Origin of the sequence: Mediterraneibacter gnavus ATCC 29149 (assembly GCF_008121495.1) — a bacterium.
GTDB classification, from domain to species: Bacteria; Bacillota; Clostridia; order Lachnospirales; family Lachnospiraceae; genus Mediterraneibacter; species Mediterraneibacter gnavus.
On the sequence record NZ_CP043051.1, the window covers coordinates 870069 to 888521 of the forward strand.

Consider the following 18453-nt stretch of genomic DNA (forward strand, 5'->3'; position numbering starts at 1 on the left):
TTTTAAAAATGATTCTCCATTCTCCATTCATTAATAAGCTGCACAACCTGGTTCAAATTGGTATACCAGATATAATGTCCTCCATTTACAATATATAACTGGTGATTACCAGATTCTAAATCCAATTGATTTCTATGAGCAGTCTCCCATGCCGGAACATTTTGTACATTCTCTGAAGAAATCATAGTTAATACAGGAAGTGCCGATGGGAATTTTTTATTTTTTATAGAGAGTAATGACTGATCCATCCCGTTCACTTCATTTCTAATCGTATCGTTGCTGCTTAAAGAATATGCCTGAATGTATTCCTCCCCATCACTCTCCGTATAAGTGTACCCGGAAACCTGTGGTAATGCTGCCCCATATTTCTCTGGATCTGTTTTCAGTGCCGTCTGGAATTCTTCCAAAGAAGAAAAGGAATTCTTGATTTTCTGAAATTCATCAATTCCCTGCAGCATATATTTCTTTTCCATTTCCATAGCCTCTGCCAGTTCTTCATCATATACTGTATTATCAACAGCAATGAAACCTTTTACTTTTTCCGGATAATTCTGTACAAAGTTGAGTCCATATACTCCAGAAATCGAATGTACCAGCAATACACACTGCTTAATTCCCATGGTGTCCAGTGCAGCATTCAATTCACTATTGATATTATCTACAGTTCGGTTAGTCGATGCACCATCACTAAGTCCATATCCAAACGGCTCTACAATCACTATGTTAAAACTCTCATCTAAAGATTGTGCCAGAGGTTTGAAGTAGATATGCGGTGATGGAACTCCCAGTGCCGGCATCATCACCAATGTGGTTTTTCCTTCATCTGCATATTTTTCACCATTTGCATCCAATTTTCCATACAAAGCAAGATGCATATTATTACCTTTCACTGTGATATATTTACTCGCATACCCAACTTGTGTCTTTTCCATAGCATGTACCATATTAGAATTTCCTATCAGAAATACAAACAGCATCGCAACCGCCACAATTCTTGAGATTCTCTTTTTGTATCTTCTCATACGCTTCCCCCTAAGTAAATTATTCCAAATATTTTTTCAGTTCTTCTACCCTATCTAATCTTTCCCATGGAAGGTTAATATCATCTCTCCCAAAATGTCCATAGGCTGCCGTCTGTTTATAAATTGGACGGCGAAGATCCAACATCTGAATGATTCCTGCTGGTCGCAGATCGAATTCTCTTCTTATGATCTCTACCAGACTCTCATCTGAAATTTTTCCGGTTCCAAAAGTGTCTACCATAATAGAGGTCGGATGTGCTACCCCAATTGCGTAAGACAACTGAATTTCACATTTTTTTGCCAGACCTGCGGCCACAATATTCTTCGCAACATAACGAGCAGCATAAGATGCAGAACGATCTACTTTCGTACAGTCTTTTCCAGAAAAAGCTCCGCCGCCATGCCGTGCCATACCACCGTATGTATCTACAATAATCTTGCGTCCTGTTACACCACTATCTCCGTGAGGACCACCGATGACAAAACGCCCTGTTGGATTGATGAAAAATTTTGTATTCTCATCTACCAGTTCTGTTGGAATAATCGGTTCCAATACATATTTTTTTATATCATCATGGATCTGCTCCTGTGTCACATCTGGATCATGCTGTGTTGACAGAACCACTGCATCAAGCCGGTGCGGAATACCTGCTTCGTCATATTCTATAGTAACCTGACTCTTACCGTCCGGTCTTAAATATGGCAATACACCATCTTTGCGAATTTTGGTAAGCTGCCGAGTCAATTTGTGTGCCAGTGAAATTGGATATGGCATAAATTCATTCGTTTCGTCACATGCGTAACCAAACATCATACCCTGATCCCCAGCACCAATTGCATCAAGCTCTTCTTCTGACATTTTGTGTTCTTTTGCTTCCAATGCCTTATTCACGCCCAAAGCAATATCTGCTGACTGCTCATCAATTGCCGTTAAGACGGCACAGGTATGTGCATCAAATCCATAATCTCCATTGTCATAACCAATTTCTTTGATTGTTTCTCTGACCACCTGCTGCATATCTATATATGCATTGGTCGTGATTTCTCCCATCACCAATACCATACCCGTTGTAATCGCAGTCTCACAGGCTACTCTGCTCATCGGATCCTTCTCCATAAGAGCATCTAATATGGCATCTGATATGGCATCACACATTTTGTCCGGATGCCCTTCTGTTACCGATTCCGAGGTAAATAATCTTTTCTCCATAGTGAATTCTCCTTTGTATCAATATTTCATATTTATCAATAACATAAAATATCTTTGCCATGATTACTATACTTTTTGTCTATATTGACATTTTCTTTGCCTGATTGGCACTTCCAATTTATAATAAAAAGTAAAAAAGCAGTGCCATAAGTACACTGCTTCTTTAAATCAACCTTCAATTCACTGCTATTCATCAAATTAATACCCCTATACGTTTAAACAATATGGTTCTCATTATACTTATGTAATTGACCGCCCAATAATCTTTTCCCAATAATAATCCAGGTGTCTCTGTTATATTGATCCATATCCCTATACAATTCCATAATTTCTTTTCTATCATTTTGCTCCCGCTGCTGTTGTTCTTCCTCTTTTCTCAATATATAATCAATTGGAACTCTAAAAAATTTAGATAATGCAAGTAGCATATCTCCCGGAATATTCTCATCTCCATTTTCATATTTACTAATTGTCTGCTGACTAACTCCTATTTCTTCACCAAGCCTTGTCTGTGTCAAACCTAATTTTTTCCTTAATTCAGCAATTCGATTCACAAGTATACACCTCCATGCATCCATTTTACACTTTAATACGCCTCGTTTTACTCTTATTAGTTGTTTTACTACTATATATAGTGGTATACTATGGTATTACTATAATTCAGTAATCGTTAACAGATTTTTGAATATTCTTTTCCCTGTGTTCTTCCATAAAATTCCGTATTTTATAAAACTTAAAATACAAAAATCCAATATCCATCTTTGGTTCTGGCATTCGTATTCAATCCCAAACGTAGAAATACAGAAGCACTATGAACAAGCGAAATATTCATTTTTCAGTGGAAATAGATTATTACTAGAACATTCAAAACTATATCATTACTGAATATTCTTGCTTTAAATCATGATTCTGGTAATATGTAAACCGGTATTCCGCAGTGGAACCCGCCATTGATTGGCTTAATTACAATTCAGAAGAAATCGAACAAATGTCAAACCCAAAGCCGCTTTGCGAAGCGTAAGCTGACTCTATATTGTTGAAAATTCTTGTATCCTGCATAATGCCAATCGTTTTCCTGATCACTGGACAGTATGAACTTCGATACTAGATTATTCAATTACAGTATAGGATTTTTGACTCTTCTAAATAATGTTGTAGTTTTTCCTGCGTGCTCTCATTTCAACATCGAGGTTTCTAAAATCTTTTTGCAGTGATAAAAAAATTAAGCCTTGAAAGGTTGCTGTAGAATTGCACCCTTTCAAGGCTCAGTACGAATCGCATACTTTTTTACTAATATATCATTATTTTCTATTTATTAGTTATCATTATTTGAAAACGGTCCTGGCAACGGAGTAAGGTTTGCTGCACATGCATCGCCCACGCATCCATTAAGTGGGCAAGCATTAATTCCACATGCTGCTGCTCCGCAACCATCTACTCCACAAACATTAGCTCCACATACTGCTGCTCCGCAGGCATTTCCACCACACCCTACATCAGCTAAACATCCAACGCCTCCAACACATCCGCCAGCTCTAGACTGACCATATCCATTTCCTATGTATTCGCTACCCATAGCATTTCTCCTTTCTTGAATAAGTATGCTCTTCGTTATGTAAATAATATATTAGTCACAATATGTAATAACATATGCCAACCTTTAATATACCGTTTTAACTTTCATAACTTATACTATACGTCCATATCTAATTTATCCAAATCTACGATTTCGTCTGATATAGATATAAAATCTGAATTATGCGATATTAAAATAATTATTTTATCTCTTTTTATTTGATTTAAGTAGACTTGTAAACATCTTATGCTCTCTTCATCTAATGCAGATGTCGGCTCATCTAAAATAATTACCGGTGGATTTTTATATAATACCCTTAATATAGAAAGTTTTTGTTTTTCTCCTCCAGACAAATTTGAATTTTTTTCTCCAATAATGGTCTCTAATTTCTTTGGCAGACTTTCTATGAATGAATACAAATTTATCTTTTTTGCTATATAAAACAATCGCTTTAAATCTATGCTGTCTTCACTATCCATTGATACATTATATCTTACCGTATCCGCTAATAACACCGGTTCCTGTTCACATATTCCAAAACACATTTTTCTTGTTTTATAAATATCAATTTGATCTAAAGATAAAGCATCATAACATATCTCACCTGCATATTCTCTATTATAGAACCCTATAATCAAATCTACCAAAGTGCTTTTCCCTATTCCATTTTTTCCGATGATGGAATATATTTTCCCTTTTTTAAATTCTAAACTAATATCACGGAATATACATTTCTTATCATAACAGAACATTATATTCTTTAATCTTATTTGGCTAATATCCTTTAACTCTACCCCAGCGTTTTCATCACTTTCTAAATCTAATATCTGCTTTAATCTTGTATATGCCACTTTATTGTCCTGTATTGTCTTTGTTAATGAAAAAAAATATCTCGAAGCTTCCATCATTATACCAAAGTAACTCAGCATAATTGTTAATTGACCTACACTAAGTTTACCCCTAATAACTAATGCCCCACCCATTATAAAAATTCCTATTTGAGCTAAAGACATTATCAAAGAATCTAAACTTGAAAATAGATACGAAATCTTTTGATATTGAAGACTTACTTTCAAAATATTTTGAAACTCTTTCTTTAACCGACTTAAAAAAGCTTCATATATAGCCTGCATTTTTACAAAGAGAATATTATCAAATTGCTCGAATAATTTTGAAAAATAATTTGCTTGTGCTTCTGTCAAAATAAATTGTGCTTTAAAAAGGATTTTCTTTAATATCTTATACGATAATGCATAAGCACATATTATGGCTATAAATAGCAATGTAATATTGCAACTAAATTGAACCAATACAAAAATGGACAGTAAAAGTTTTAAACTATTTATTAATATCCCTTGTACAATATTGATGCAAAATGTAATAACCTGATTAGAATCATTGTTGACTCTTTGGTTTAAATAAGCCATATTCTGCTTTTTTAAAAATGAAACTGGCAAATGTTGTATGTGGCGTATCACATCACTGTTCAAGTCATAGCCCATTTGAGTTTGCATCTTTATATACACTCTATTAACAATATACCCTATCAACTGATTAAAAACAAAAAGCCCGAAAAAGGCAAAGCAATATCTATAAATTTTACTGATATTATCCGCTACTATCAGATAATCAATAAAATTGCCGCTTATATAGGGAGAAATCATAGAAAACATACTACTTGTAAGACACAGCACCCCATAACAAATCACGCTATACTTATTTTTTATCAGATACTTTCCACACATTTTAAAAATGCTTGCCATAACTTCTCCCTCAGATTACTAATCACAATTTTATTCTTGCTTTTTTAGGATTATCCATAAGATAGAATACTGATAGTTCTTCCCCCTCTTTTGGGCAACTAGTACCTACTCCAATAAATTTTCTTTTTTTATAATTAACACCAGAAACACTATATTGCACAGTAATAACCGTTGGAAAATTAGCTCCATCTAATAAATGTGTTCGAATAGGTTTTTTATTAATTTTCAACCACCATAATCTATTAGTTGAAATTACTGTTCCTTTAGTGCAAGCTTCCATATATATTACCCCCAGTTTTATATTTTCCCCTTAAAATACCGTAACACCTGCTTTTCAAGTACGCCTTTTACTTTAAAGCACCCTTTCGAGTGGTAACTATTAGTTTCGTTATAACTAACCACCCCACATCCACCACCACAAGCTGGTAAATATACACATTCTTTACATTCTTCATTCTCTAATGGGTTATGAGACATCCAATCATAAAATGAATATTTTATGTTATCAATATTACCGTTCTCATTAATATTCCCCATCAAATGTTGCTCATCCCCTGCATGTTCCCAACATTTATATAATTCACCATTGGGAGTGACAGTAAACTGACTATCAGCATATAATCCACAATAAATCCATCTATGAAATGGTTTTGTATATAAAGTAAACCCTTCCATTTCAGCCTTACTCCATAATTTACTCAATACCTCTCCTACAATACTTTCACTTAAACAATTCCCTGAATATGCAGAACATGCTTGCGTAGAACCTCTAACGATTCCAAAGTCAACATTGCAATTTGTTAGACCTTTTCCATTAATTCCAAGATATTCCAAAAGTGTACTCACTTCATCCAAATTATTCTTATCCACATTGATTCTTATAACCGTATGTATATCGGCACATTTATTGTTTAGCAATTCTAAAGCCGAAATAATCTGTTCAAATGAACCTTTTCCATCCTTATATTTTCTTCTTGCATTATGCGTATCAGGCATACCATCAAGAGTTATTTGTATCTGCTGACAATTATAATTTATTAATTGGCTTACTATCTCTGCTGTTAATAAAGTTCCATTCGTTATTATCCCTGATGCAAACTCTATATTTTTTTCTGCACAGAATTTCTTTAATGCATCTAAAATATAAAATCCACATTCTATATTAAGTAATGGCTCTCCTCCAAACAGATTAATATACATACTTTTTGAATTTCTTGCTTTTGCTTGGTTTATCATAAACCCTATAAATCTATCTGCGGTTGCTTTATTCATTCTTGTTGTTCTACATCCTGCCCCCTCATAGCAATATATACAAGCTAAATTACATGCCCAAGTTAGCAGTACTGTTGCCGATAATACACTATTATTGAATCTTGTTTGGTTTTGAATGTAGCTAAAATATCTATTTTCTTCAACCTGATCATCCACAATAATTCCTTTTTTCAAAAAATCATCATATAATTCTTTATTAAGTTGATCTGGTAGATTATTATCAATTATTTCTTCAACACCTGTAGATATTTTAAAACACTCTCCTGAAAGCGTATTAAATAAAACTCTTTTATTCCCTTCTTTGATTATCAGATTAAATTTAGAAAATTTCATGTACACTTCCTCCTTGTTGCCTACATAAAATTATAGTATTTTTTAACTTTAAAGTTACTTGTTACCTAAACCGTATCTCCTTAATCATCATGTCATCGTAAATCTCTATTAAGATTCGATACTTAGCCATGCACTTCCATCAATACAATCATTTAAACAATCTACCTGTATTTTTCCGCAATCATCACTGTACACATTAACTTCTTCCTCTGTCAGTTCCAACTTTTCATTCATACTATTACCTCCTTAATTTTCCGTATGTAAAACAATTTTAAATATATCCCTTTTCTAATTTAACGACTACAACTTATGTCTATTTTGCATTTTTTTCTTCCTACATGGATTCACTATCTTTCTCCCATACATTTCTTTATTTTTTCAAGATATTGAACATAATTTTCAAGTTTTTCTCTATTTTTATCCTGCTGTTTGTAATAAAATAGCACATATTTAAACATTGCTTTTGCAAAAATACATTTACGGTCATATTCTCCTTCCGAAGCCATACATTTCCCACCACATATATAACGATAATCGCATTCCTTACATATTTCTTTATAGTCCACACAAAATAACTGCTTTATTTCATCTTCCTTCAGCAAACAGTCTTGAGTTTTCAAAATCTTTTCAGAACTATCTGTAAGTATATTGCCCATTCGAACCTGATTCTTTTCCATACACTGACACATATAAATATCGCCTTCCGGGAAAATTGCCATAACTTTTCCATAACCCCCACAAGAATTTCTTACCTGAATCCTTTGGTAAAAGGCTTCTCCTATTTTTTTATTCTCGTATCCCTGTTTCAATATATATTTTGCTATCTTCAGGTTCATATCAAGATGTTCCATATCTGATAAAATTTTAGAGTTTTCTTTCGCCCTACCCACGGATGAAACAATATTAAAAAGAACATTAATGTCATATTTAACAGCTATATCAATCAATCGATACAAATCCACTTCATTAGTTTTCTCATAAATAAAGCTAAGAACCACCTTTATTCCAGCTTGCTGACACATCTCGATATGATTAATTAGCTGCTGCTCCTTTTCAGGCGTTCCAAACATGTGCATGGTACTGAAATCAATTTCGTCTATATATCCTTTGAGTTGTTCTGTTAATTCTCTGGTGATTGCAAGACCATTGCTCTGCAGTGTTATGGGGCAAGTCAAACCATTTCTTAATGCTTTTGCAATTTCCACAATTTGATCTTTAATCAGTGGCTCTCCACCTGTAAGAATCATTTTATGTGGTTTATTTTTCTGAAAGAACGGAATCACCTTATTCTGTATATCCTCCAGCTTAAATTCTTTTTCTGGACGAAGCTTGTCGTTTGCACTGATCGCACAAAAATCACAATTCATATTACATTTCCTGGTTACCATCAAATATACCGTATTGATTTTCTCATGATTATTTTCTATTTCCTTTATAAATTCAGTTTGCTGCTTCCATACAGGGAATAACTTTTCCTGAAACTCTGGTTTATCTAAATTGTCTGCAAATCTTTTACTTACCCCCAGGCAGACTTTTCCTACCGGATCAATTAAAGCCACTTTTTCTCCCTCAGTTATCTTAATAAACTCATTCATCTTACTTTCCATGACGTAAATATCTCCTTTCATATTCTTGTTTCAGCTTTTCAAGCTGTTTTTCAGTTAAGTTTGTTTGAATCAGATGATACATCCACTTCGTCACTTCACAATTCACTTTTATAGGTTGATATACATTTTGGTGAATTTCATAATTTGCCACCTGACAGCCTCTTGTTTTACAATGTCTAATATATTGACATTCTTTACACATTGTATCCTCTTGATCCTCTAGGTAAATAATCTCTCGAATCCTCGGAACATCCAACCCGACTTCTACAGAACCGATTTTAAATTCTGGAAGTTCCGCACAAGTATAAATCCCACCATCCGTTGTTACATAGCAAGTTGTCAAACCCGCCTTACATGCATAAAATGGACATGGAATCAGGAATGATTTCAGATATTGTTCCCAGAGATTCCAGAAGATTACTTCTTGATTTTTTTGTATATATGCTTTATATAAGCCAAATACTTTCTCTATCTGCTCTCGTAATCCCTGTATCTGCTCATCACTCCAGGAGCAATAATAATCAATTCCTGATTCTAATTTTTTAATTCCTAAATCAATCAAAAACTGGAAACTTTCTGCATAATATTGATAGTTATTACTTGTCACAACACTGGCTACCGAAATCTGATTTCCTGTTTCCTGCTCATATTTTCTCAATAACGGAAGATTCTTCATGATTTTTTCAAAACTTCCATTTCCTGCATAGTCTCTCCTGTTCAAATTCTGAACATACTCAGGACCATCTAAACTCACCTTCACCTCAAATGTATTTTCCACAAAAAAATCAATTATCTCATCTGTAACTAACGTTCCATTTATCGTAGTACTGAACTTGCATATTAAGTTTGTTTCCTGGCATTTTTTCTTCGTATAATCTACAGCATCTTTTATCAGATTAAATGCCATAAGAGGTTCCCCTCCAATAAAGTAAACCATAAGTGTCCGATCATGCTGCTTATTTGCTTCATGCACAGCAATATCGATTACCTTTTGAGCCGTTTCTAAACTCATGTATGTATTTTTCTTCTCGCCCAGGTAGCAGTAAGTACAATTCAAATTGCACTTATTTATAATCTCTAATGACAATGTATACATTTTCCTGCCTCCTAAACTGTAAATTGGTTCAAATTTCTATTTGTTTTCTTCTGGAAATCCAATCTTTCCACCATATTAAATAAGGGATATCGCAAAACAATTTCTGTCTTCGGATGTTCCATGGCATATATCCTGATTCTCTCTTTATACTCACATATTTCCTGATAATTGTTGTGATCAATAAATAGCACCGGATACTGCTCTGCTGTTTTTTTATTTCTCAATTTTTCCATTCCACTTTCAAAAGTATCACATCTCTCTGTTCTCGTAACTTCCCGTATGAAACGCTGCTCTAAAGGTTCTTCTATACGGTTCGTTAGAAAATAACATTGTTTCTGCTTCAATGTTTGATATGGATAATAGTGATTCAAAGTGTTGAGAGTAAACTGTAAAATTGCCTGTTGATACTGTTTCTCATAGTTACTCAAATAGCCTGTTACCACAGCACAGGCAAGGCTATTTCCTGGATGTAGAACCGGTATTCCTAAGTGATATAAAAAGAAAAGCCCACAAGAAAAAATTACATCATTTTTCTTTTCATCATATTGAAGCACTTGTACCGGTTTTTCCATATCCAGGCATCTTACTCCCATTACAAAGGGGAATGAAGCTGGATAGGTTGCTTCTGCTTTCTGATTGGAATATGCAGCCACAATCAAAATCCCCTTTTCTATAGCTGCCCTACACACTTCCTCGATTTCTTTGTGATACTTGTACTCATCTCCCATACTCATATTAATTATATCTACCTGTTCCTCTATCAGTAATTCAATACCTTCTATCATATCCAGAACCGTACTCTTTTTGTTCTTCCTCACAATGGGTACCAGAACAATTTCCGCTTCCGGGTTTTCCTTTAAAATAAAAGAACAGACATATTCCGCATGGGTAAATCCAAAGGTATCTTTACTGTATTCCTGACCATTCCACTTGCAGTCTATTTTTACAATTTTCTTATCCAGAAAAAAAGGATTATCAAAAGATCCATTGGAATCCAACACACCTATCCTCACTTTTCACTCACCTGCCTTATATGCATCTTTTCCAAATCCACGATAATATCCGCTTCTCGCAATTCTTCCAGATTATGCGTAGAAAAAATAATAATTTTCTCCCTTGATAATTCATGCAATAATTGATAAAAACGCCCTCTTCGCTTTTCATCAATATTTGCTGTCGCTTCGTCAAAAATCAGAATTTGTGAATTTTTCAAAATATTCCTCATAATATCCAAACGTCGCATTTGTCCCTCTGAGAAATTGCATGGATCTATCTTTATCTCGGTATCCCATACCATTTCTAAAGTATGCATTTCATCATACAAATCCAAGCACTTTGCCACCATATCCATTTCTTCCTCCGAAACAGTATGTAGTAATCCCATGTTCCGTCTTACTGTATCATTGAAGAACTGTGTACGCTGCATAACATATCCTGTATTTTCCCAATAGCTGTTAATATCTAATTCCTGTAAATCTGTGTTATTTACAACTACTTTTCCCTCTGTCGGCTGATACACACCTGTTATAATTTTGAACAAAGTGCTTTTACCCTGTCCACTTTTCCCATGAACACCGTAAAGAGTGCCTTTTTCAAAATTCAAATTGAGGCGGTCAAATACCTTCTTATTTGACTCTGGATAAGAAAAACTCATCGCTTCTAAGGAAATGTTGTTAACTGTTGTTATTTTCTTTCTGTCTCCTTGTTTCTGATCCGGATACTGAAGCAGACCATTGATATCCTTTAAGGAAACTACGGCTGTATGGTACTCGTTAGCAAATTGTGCAATTCCAATAATAGGATTCATAATAATTGTCTGGTAATTCATCAATGCCATAATGGTACCTATGGTCATATTCCCTTTAAATACTTCTTGTGCACCTACTACCCAAATTATGACTGTTCCAATAAACTGAATTACAAGTATCGTAGATGTATTCAATATGTACAATAAATTCTGGCGATTCGTCTCTTTTTTATATTTCTGGTTTTTCTCAAAGTACCTATCATGCACATATTGCCCACATTGAAAGAGTCTTGTAATAAACCAATTATCATAGGTATTTGTCAGCACACTGGTGATACTATTGTATCCTTCCAGAACTTGACTACTGGTTTCCTGTATCAATTTTCCTAGTATTCTGCTGATAAAAGGAACGCTGACAAGTAAGATAATATTAGATACGGCAATTCCCTTATGGATAGAAAACATATACGGAGGAACCACTACCAGGATAACAATGTTAGAAATCAGTGTAATAATGCTTGTGATTCCACATTGTTTCACTGCTGAAACATCTTTATCCACTTTTAGCAAAATGTCACTTAGCTTTATCTTCTCAAAAAAATTTACGCTTACTGTTGATAATTTATCTTCTACCTTTTGTCGCATATCTGCTGCTATCTCTTCCGATATGACAGCCACAACATAACGCTGTACATAATTCATAAGGTAGTTTAGAAGTAACATTCCCAGGAACACCGCCAGAAGAAGCATAAATGCAGATAAACTGGTACCATGCGGATTTCCCAAATCATCTATCACTTTTCCCTGCAGCTCTGGACGCACCAAAGAAACCCCAGCTGTTAACACAATTATCGCTATCGTTAAAATGTAATAAGGTAGTAGCTTTTTCTTAAAAGCATACTCTTTTAAAAATCCAAGATATGGGCGTTTTTTTTTACTTTTCATTGCTTAACCTCTGGGCAATCTTCTCACCAAACTCACTGAATTTTAAATTTTCCTCCTGGATATAGTCTATATACATGCCTAATTTTTCTCTAACTATTTCAATCGGCTGCTGTAAATAATATTCAAGAATTTGTACCATTGCCTTATAAAAGATATGTTCAAAGATGCACTCTGCATCCGATGGTACATTAATCTTCCCTGTATTGACAAAATTCATATACCCACATTTCATACCATGACAAAAATCTCGGATTGTGCATCCCTTACATTTCGGATCGTTTTTATCAAAATTAGATATTGCTATTAATTTTGCCCTTCTTATGTCGATACCTTCCTTGATATTTCCTATACAATATTTTTCATTACTTGTAAGAAATCCGCATGGGTATATCTGACCATTCGGAAATACCTTAAAGTTTCCAATTCCAGCATCGCACATGCCAAAGCAGTTCCCAAAATCACACAGCATATTAAACATTTTTCCATCAAATTGATCAATGGTAAAAACTCTGCCCGCTGCAGCCTCATTCAAATAGTACTGCAAAATTTGTCCCACCTGCTTTTCAAATTTTACCTTCAGCTCATCAGATATTTTTAAATATACATCCATAATCATACAGATGTTATCCAGATTATGCTCATGCAAGTAACGGATATTTTCGAACATAAACGGAATGGTATTTTCTGTGACTGTCATTCTTACAGAAAAATTCAATCCACTATCCTTTACCTTCATGATATTCTCAAAAATTTTGCCATAGCAAGAAACTCCATCTTTTGCAATTCTGTTTAAATCATGGGTTTCTTTATTCCCATCAAAGCTGAGGCGTACTGTAAAATGATATTCTTTCATAAATGCAATGAACTGATCATCCATTAGGGAACAATTGGTAGTAATATAATACTTTACTTCCCTTTCCGGATAATTATTTTTGATATAGGATACTGCTTGGTAAATTAAGTTTTTCTTCAGCAAAGGCTCACCGCCTAAAAAATCAATCAAAACTTTCCCTCTATCCCCATAATTCATAATAAACTCCAAAGAATCCACAAGTGTTTTTTCATTCAACTGATAGTGGTTATGATAGTCCTCATAGCAATATTGGCATTTTAAGTTACAATCTGTCGTTATATAAAGCGTAAAACTAAACATTAATATTTCTCCTTTGCTTGTATTTTAAAAATAATTGTAACCAACTTTTCGCATTTATCCATATAATTTGCTTATTTTATATATTTCAGTGCTTACTCTAAAAAGATCCTGGCATTTGATTTCTCAATACCAAGATCTTTTTAACATTATTTATAAATTCCAACTTCCTTACCAAATTTATACATATATTGTGTTACTGTCTGTATAGCATGCTGTACAGATTTTCTACCTGCACTATCATAGGAACTTTCCTTTTGAGCCTCCGCCGCAAGCCCTTTCGCATATTTTGCTGCTGAATACATCAAATCTCCTGTTGATGTATTTAATGCAGTTGTATATACGGAGGAACCAAACGAATTTCCTGCTATTGTGTAAGATTTACGGTTTTTATCAACATATTTTTCAAAAGCGGAATGATTGCTGTTTACTGCTGTCAAGTTCGATGCATGATGCGGTTCGTTTAAGTCCGATACATAATGGGTGCCTTTTCCTAAGTTTGACATAGCCAATTGTACATCCCCTGCACGATACGCATTGACTGCTGCCTGAAAATATGACTCTGCTCTTGTCCTAGCTGTCGGAGATTTTTGACCAAGCCAGTTTTTTCCAGTATCAGGATCATAAAAGTGTCCTGCAAAAGTTCCTGCATCTGTTTCATTTCCAAGTTTATCCGGCCAGTCGGTTGCCTCCATAAGAATAGATGAGTTAAGCTCACCATTGAATGCACTATTTCCCTTATCATTGCTCAGAATTTTAAGTGTGTTTGCAACAATATACTGATGTGTATGATCTACACCACCAGACGAAAATCTTTCATCTGGATTTGTACCATGCTCAATCGGAACTCCTTCCCCGTAAAGTTCATCAGAACCATTCGCAATATCCTGCACTTTTGTTGGAAGTTCTGGCTGTTCCGCTGCCATAACTGGCATCGTTCCCAATAAAGCCCCCACTGATACCATGGCAATAAATAGTTTCATTTTTTTTCGCATACCCATGCCTCCTCTTCTTTTTTCTTTATCTTACATCTTAATGTAAAAAAGAAAACAATATTTGACTAAATTGCGTTTTTTTTACCGTATTTGGATATAAAAAAGTGATACTTACTTTCGTAAATACCACTTATTATTCTATACTTCGATAGGAATAAGAATCGATACTGAAAACATATCATCCACCACATTAAATGATACCTCTCCCCCATATTCTCTCACAACACGCTTAATATTCTTCACTCCAAATCCATGATTTTTTTTATCTTCCTTTGATGTTTCCATTACCAAATTTCCACGTAAAGCTTCTGCCTGGCTTTCTCTCAAACTGTTTTCACATATAATAGATAGAAATCCTTTTATTTTTCTAGCCTTTAGCTGTACTAAACATTCTATTTTCGGATTATCCGCTTTCATGAGTTGGCATTCTCGTAGTGCATTGTCGATTGTATTTGAGACAATCACACATAGATCTTCATTTTTAACTCGCTTAAATGGTGTAAAGTCTGCAAATACTTTAAACTCAATCTTTTTTTCAAGAGCTTCCAGTCTTTTTGCATGTAATAGGTTATTAAGAAATGCATTACCTGTTTTATAATAGCTTTGATAAATGTCCAACTTACTTTCAATTCCATCTATGTATTCTTGCTTCTGTTGATAATCCACATTCCCTCTTAATGCCTCCAAATGATTTTTAATATCATGAGAAATCTTTCTAATGTTTTCCATATCATTGGATTGTTTCATATAATAATCGTATTGTAAGCTCATCTCGCTAATCTGCAAGTTCTTTTCATTCTCAATCTTTTTAACATTCAAATAATTTTCAAGAACAACAATATTACAAACAGTCCCCATAAACACCACAATACACACAGCTATAATAGTTATTATTGACCATACATTGTCAACAATCATCCTTTTGTCGTTATATAACTGATCCGCACATATTGCCATTACTACTATATTGATAAACAACGGAATAATAATTGTAACAACGTTCAGTCCAGAAAGTAATAATGGGATTTTATTTACAATCTTTTTTATTACTAAATTCCCAATAATAATTACTATTTCAGCAATCAAAATCATATGGATTTGATATTTTTCAGACAGATCTGCTAATATTCCATCACTGCTATATCTATAGAAAAAAATGCAACTAATCAGTTGACCTAAAAGTATAACTGATAAGAAAACGCTCCCAAGTAATAAACAATATTTTATACTATACTGGAATAGAAAATGTCCTATAATCATAACTATAATGATAATGCTTACATAATTATATACAATATGTAGTTCTGCTCCATTCGCCATCATTCTAAAAAGCACTAAACTCACAACGCAAAAAATTAACGAATACTTACTCCTTACAGCATTATACCTTCTACTTTTTCTTTCACCGAGCATGAGATATAATATTAATAAAATATTGAGTACAGAAAATATGTTTTTTAATATAACTTGTCCGTGCACCTTAAACAGCTCCTCCCCGTTCCGCCATTTTCTTCATAAGGTTCTGTTTTCTGGAACGTGTAATATATATTTTGTTTCCAGAATAAAGTGTTACAGTGAGATCATGTAATGATTCTATGCAATCTACATTGACAATAATTCCGTTATGGCAACGAACAAAGAAGAACTGTTCTAATCGTTCTTCCAAATCTTTCATCTTAAAATATCCTGCTTCTTTCTTTCCACTTCTTAAATGAAACAGTACTTTCCGATTTATTGTTTCAATATATTCGATATCTGAAAGAAATAGTTTAAAATAACCTTTTTCATTTTTTACTGCAATATATCTCTGTTCATATGTATTCAGTTTTCGTAGTGCCCGGTTCATTTCACAATTTATTTGGACTTGTGTAATCGGCTTCGTAATAAAATTTTGCACGTCATACTTATAACCAGCTCCCAGGAATTCATTATGCGAAGACACAAAAAGAACAATTGACTTTTCATCATGCTTTCTTATAATATCCACTAATTCCATACCATCCATAGCTGGCATTTCTATATCTAAAAAGAAAATCTGGAATTCTTCTTTTAAAGATTCCATTAACTGCAATGGCTTAGTATATTTTTTTATTATAAAATCCTGCTCATTTTTCTTTTCATAAACTTTTAACATTTTTTCTATTGTATCTATAAAACATTTTTCGTCATCACATATCGCTATTTTTATCACTTTCATCACCCATTTGTCTTTTAAACATATTTTCTACTTGTGCTTCACTTAATCTTCTGCCAAGCGTTAGCAAAGTGGTCTTATTTGCCTCATCGAGTTGCTTATATATTTCCCACAATTCTTCTCCCTGTGAACTAAACAAATTATTCTGTTCTTCATAAATAAGAATGTCAATAGGAACATGGAATATATCTGCCAATTTTATCAAAAGATTACAAGGTATGTTTTCAATCCCCGCCTTCTCAATCCTACTGATTGTTTGCTGACTGGTTCCCAATTTTTCGCTTAATTCGCTTTGAGAAATTCCTAATTCCTTACGTTTCTTCCTAATTATGTTCATTTTCATCACCACTTTTACTATCATTTTAATCAAATACCAACATATCAAGTATTTATGATGTCTCATAATAAAAATAACGCATTTTTACTAATTTATCAAGTTTATTTTATCCTATTTTTTTATCATACTTATTCCATAAAGTTATTTTTTTCTTTTCAAAATAGCACATATCTGGATTATATCCATTTATCTGATTACTGTATGATAGATTGTTCATAATACATTTACAGCTCTGACATTTGGCATGTATATTACACTTTAAACAAGCATTACTTTGGTTTGCTAATTCCCGATATTCTTTTATTTTTCTTACGGAGAAACCTTTCTCCACATCTCCTAAACACCCACTAGACTCTAAATTAGCTGCACATCCATAAATCCCACCATCTGTTTTCACATATATTTGGATTAACCCCACTCCACAGAATCCGGAATTCACGTATTCTTCTCCATATTTTTTTAAATCCAATATTGGTGCCCACAAAAATGCTTGTCCGTTCTCTTTTTTCTTTATATAATAACATAAAATATTTTCCCATTCCTGCCCCAATTTATCTAATTGCTCAACAGTCCACCTATGTGTAACATCTATAGAAGAATCTACGATACTAAAATGTAAATCTTCTACTAGATGTTTAACAGACTTAAAAGCTTCCCAGTAATTATTCTGAGTAACTACATGAGCGACCTGAATATATTGTTTTGTTCTCTCTTCGTACTCTCTAAAGTAACTTATGTTCTGCATTATATTCCTATAACTTCCTATACCATGTTTTGTTTTGCGATTTCTGTCATGAGTTTCCATTGTTCCATCTATGCTCAATTTTAAATGAACTCTATTATTTACTAACCATTCCAAAACTTCATTATTCATAATTGTACCATTCGTGGTAATAGAATAAGAAACCGCAATTGTTCGTTTCGCAGCCTCCTCTTCAATATATTCGACCAATTTCTGTAAAAGTGCAAAACTAATTAACGCTTCTCCTCCTACAAAATCAACCCACAATCTTTTATCCTTATGCTTTTCTACATTTAGAAAAGCTATTTCTAGCCCTTTACAGGCAATTTCTTCGGGCATTATCTGATTTGTTTTCTCTCCAAGATAGCAATAGTCGCATCGTAAATTACAAATTTGATTTACCTCTAAAGTAATCGTATACATCTCTTTCCTCCAAAAAAGTAACCGCACAGCCTATCCATTTT

General features: G+C 33.7%; 18 protein-coding genes. All 18 read right to left on the reverse strand.

Going from position 1 to position 18453, the window contains the following annotated elements; all coding sequences use genetic code 11:
• Positions 1–2: 2 nt before the first annotated feature.
• Positions 3–1022 carry an alpha/beta fold hydrolase gene (locus FXV78_RS04255; protein WP_004842186.1) on the reverse strand — a complete coding sequence of 340 codons (1020 nt, stop codon included), beginning with the start codon at positions 1020–1022 and terminating at the stop codon, positions 3–5.
• 19 nt (positions 1023–1041) lie between these two features.
• Positions 1042–2232, reverse strand: a complete 1191-nt coding sequence (gene metK, locus FXV78_RS04260) for a methionine adenosyltransferase (protein WP_004842184.1) — start codon at positions 2230–2232, stop codon at positions 1042–1044.
• 215 nt (positions 2233–2447) lie between these two features.
• Positions 2448–2786: a helix-turn-helix domain-containing protein gene (locus FXV78_RS04265; RefSeq protein ID WP_227218296.1), complete on the reverse strand. Its 339-nt coding sequence runs from the start codon at positions 2784–2786 to the stop codon at positions 2448–2450.
• A gap of 761 nt (positions 2787–3547) precedes the next feature.
• Positions 3548–3808, reverse strand: a complete 261-nt coding sequence (locus tag FXV78_RS04270; protein WP_004223774.1) for a Cys-every-fifth RiPP peptide CefA — start codon at positions 3806–3808, stop codon at positions 3548–3550.
• Positions 3809–3924: 116 nt separating this feature from the next.
• Positions 3925–5571 (reverse strand): ABC transporter ATP-binding protein, encoded by a 1647-nt coding sequence (locus tag FXV78_RS04275; RefSeq protein ID WP_004223778.1) that lies wholly within the window; start codon positions 5569–5571, stop codon positions 3925–3927.
• A 22-nt stretch (positions 5572–5593) separates the two neighbouring features.
• Positions 5594–5851 carry a hypothetical protein gene (locus FXV78_RS04280; protein ID WP_004223781.1) on the reverse strand — a complete coding sequence of 86 codons (258 nt, stop codon included), beginning with the start codon at positions 5849–5851 and terminating at the stop codon, positions 5594–5596.
• Positions 5852–5868: 17 nt separating this feature from the next.
• Positions 5869–7176 (reverse strand): Cys-every-fifth radical SAM/SPASM peptide maturase CefB, encoded by a 1308-nt coding sequence (locus FXV78_RS04285; protein ID WP_004223784.1) that lies wholly within the window; start codon positions 7174–7176, stop codon positions 5869–5871.
• A gap of 108 nt (positions 7177–7284) precedes the next feature.
• Entirely contained in the window at positions 7285–7410 is a 126-nt protein-coding gene (locus tag FXV78_RS18435; protein ID WP_004223787.1) for a hypothetical protein, read from the reverse strand.
• Between the two features lie 113 nt (positions 7411–7523).
• Entirely contained in the window at positions 7524–8783 is a 1260-nt protein-coding gene (locus FXV78_RS04290; RefSeq protein WP_233447353.1) for a radical SAM/SPASM domain-containing protein, read from the reverse strand.
• The gene (locus FXV78_RS04295; RefSeq protein ID WP_081445610.1) at positions 8773–9879 is read right to left on the reverse strand and encodes a radical SAM/SPASM domain-containing protein; all 1107 of its coding nucleotides are present in this window, start codon (positions 9877–9879) and stop codon (positions 8773–8775) included. The genes FXV78_RS04290 and FXV78_RS04295 overlap by 11 nt, the downstream gene beginning before the upstream one ends.
• Positions 9880–9890: 11 nt before the next feature.
• Positions 9891–10892, reverse strand: coding sequence for a S8 family serine peptidase (locus tag FXV78_RS04300; RefSeq protein WP_004223795.1), 1002 nt, complete (start codon positions 10890–10892; stop codon positions 9891–9893).
• Positions 10889–12571: an ABC transporter ATP-binding protein gene (locus FXV78_RS04305; RefSeq protein ID WP_004223797.1), complete on the reverse strand. Its 1683-nt coding sequence runs from the start codon at positions 12569–12571 to the stop codon at positions 10889–10891. The genes FXV78_RS04300 and FXV78_RS04305 overlap by 4 nt, the downstream gene beginning before the upstream one ends.
• The gene (locus tag FXV78_RS04310; protein WP_004223800.1) at positions 12561–13724 is read right to left on the reverse strand and encodes a radical SAM/SPASM domain-containing protein; all 1164 of its coding nucleotides are present in this window, start codon (positions 13722–13724) and stop codon (positions 12561–12563) included. Before FXV78_RS04310 ends, FXV78_RS04305 begins: the two co-directional genes overlap by 11 nt.
• Before the next feature lie 146 nt (positions 13725–13870).
• A complete protein-coding gene (locus FXV78_RS04315) occupies positions 13871–14716 on the reverse strand; it encodes a zinc dependent phospholipase C family protein (protein ID WP_227218293.1) in 846 nt (281 codons plus the stop codon).
• 138 nt (positions 14717–14854) lie between these two features.
• Positions 14855–16195 carry a sensor histidine kinase gene (locus FXV78_RS04320; protein ID WP_233447354.1) on the reverse strand — a complete coding sequence of 447 codons (1341 nt, stop codon included), beginning with the start codon at positions 16193–16195 and terminating at the stop codon, positions 14855–14857.
• A gap of 1 nt (position 16196) precedes the next feature.
• Complete coding sequence (locus FXV78_RS04325) at positions 16197–16913, reverse strand: LytR/AlgR family response regulator transcription factor (protein ID WP_004223809.1); 717 nt, start codon at positions 16911–16913, stop codon at positions 16197–16199.
• Positions 16885–17271, reverse strand: a complete 387-nt coding sequence (locus tag FXV78_RS04330; protein ID WP_004223811.1) for a helix-turn-helix domain-containing protein — start codon at positions 17269–17271, stop codon at positions 16885–16887. Before FXV78_RS04330 ends, FXV78_RS04325 begins: the two co-directional genes overlap by 29 nt.
• 82 nt (positions 17272–17353) lie before the next feature.
• Positions 17354–18412 (reverse strand): radical SAM protein, encoded by a 1059-nt coding sequence (locus tag FXV78_RS04335; RefSeq protein WP_004223812.1) that lies wholly within the window; start codon positions 18410–18412, stop codon positions 17354–17356.
• Positions 18413–18453 lie beyond the last annotated feature (41 nt).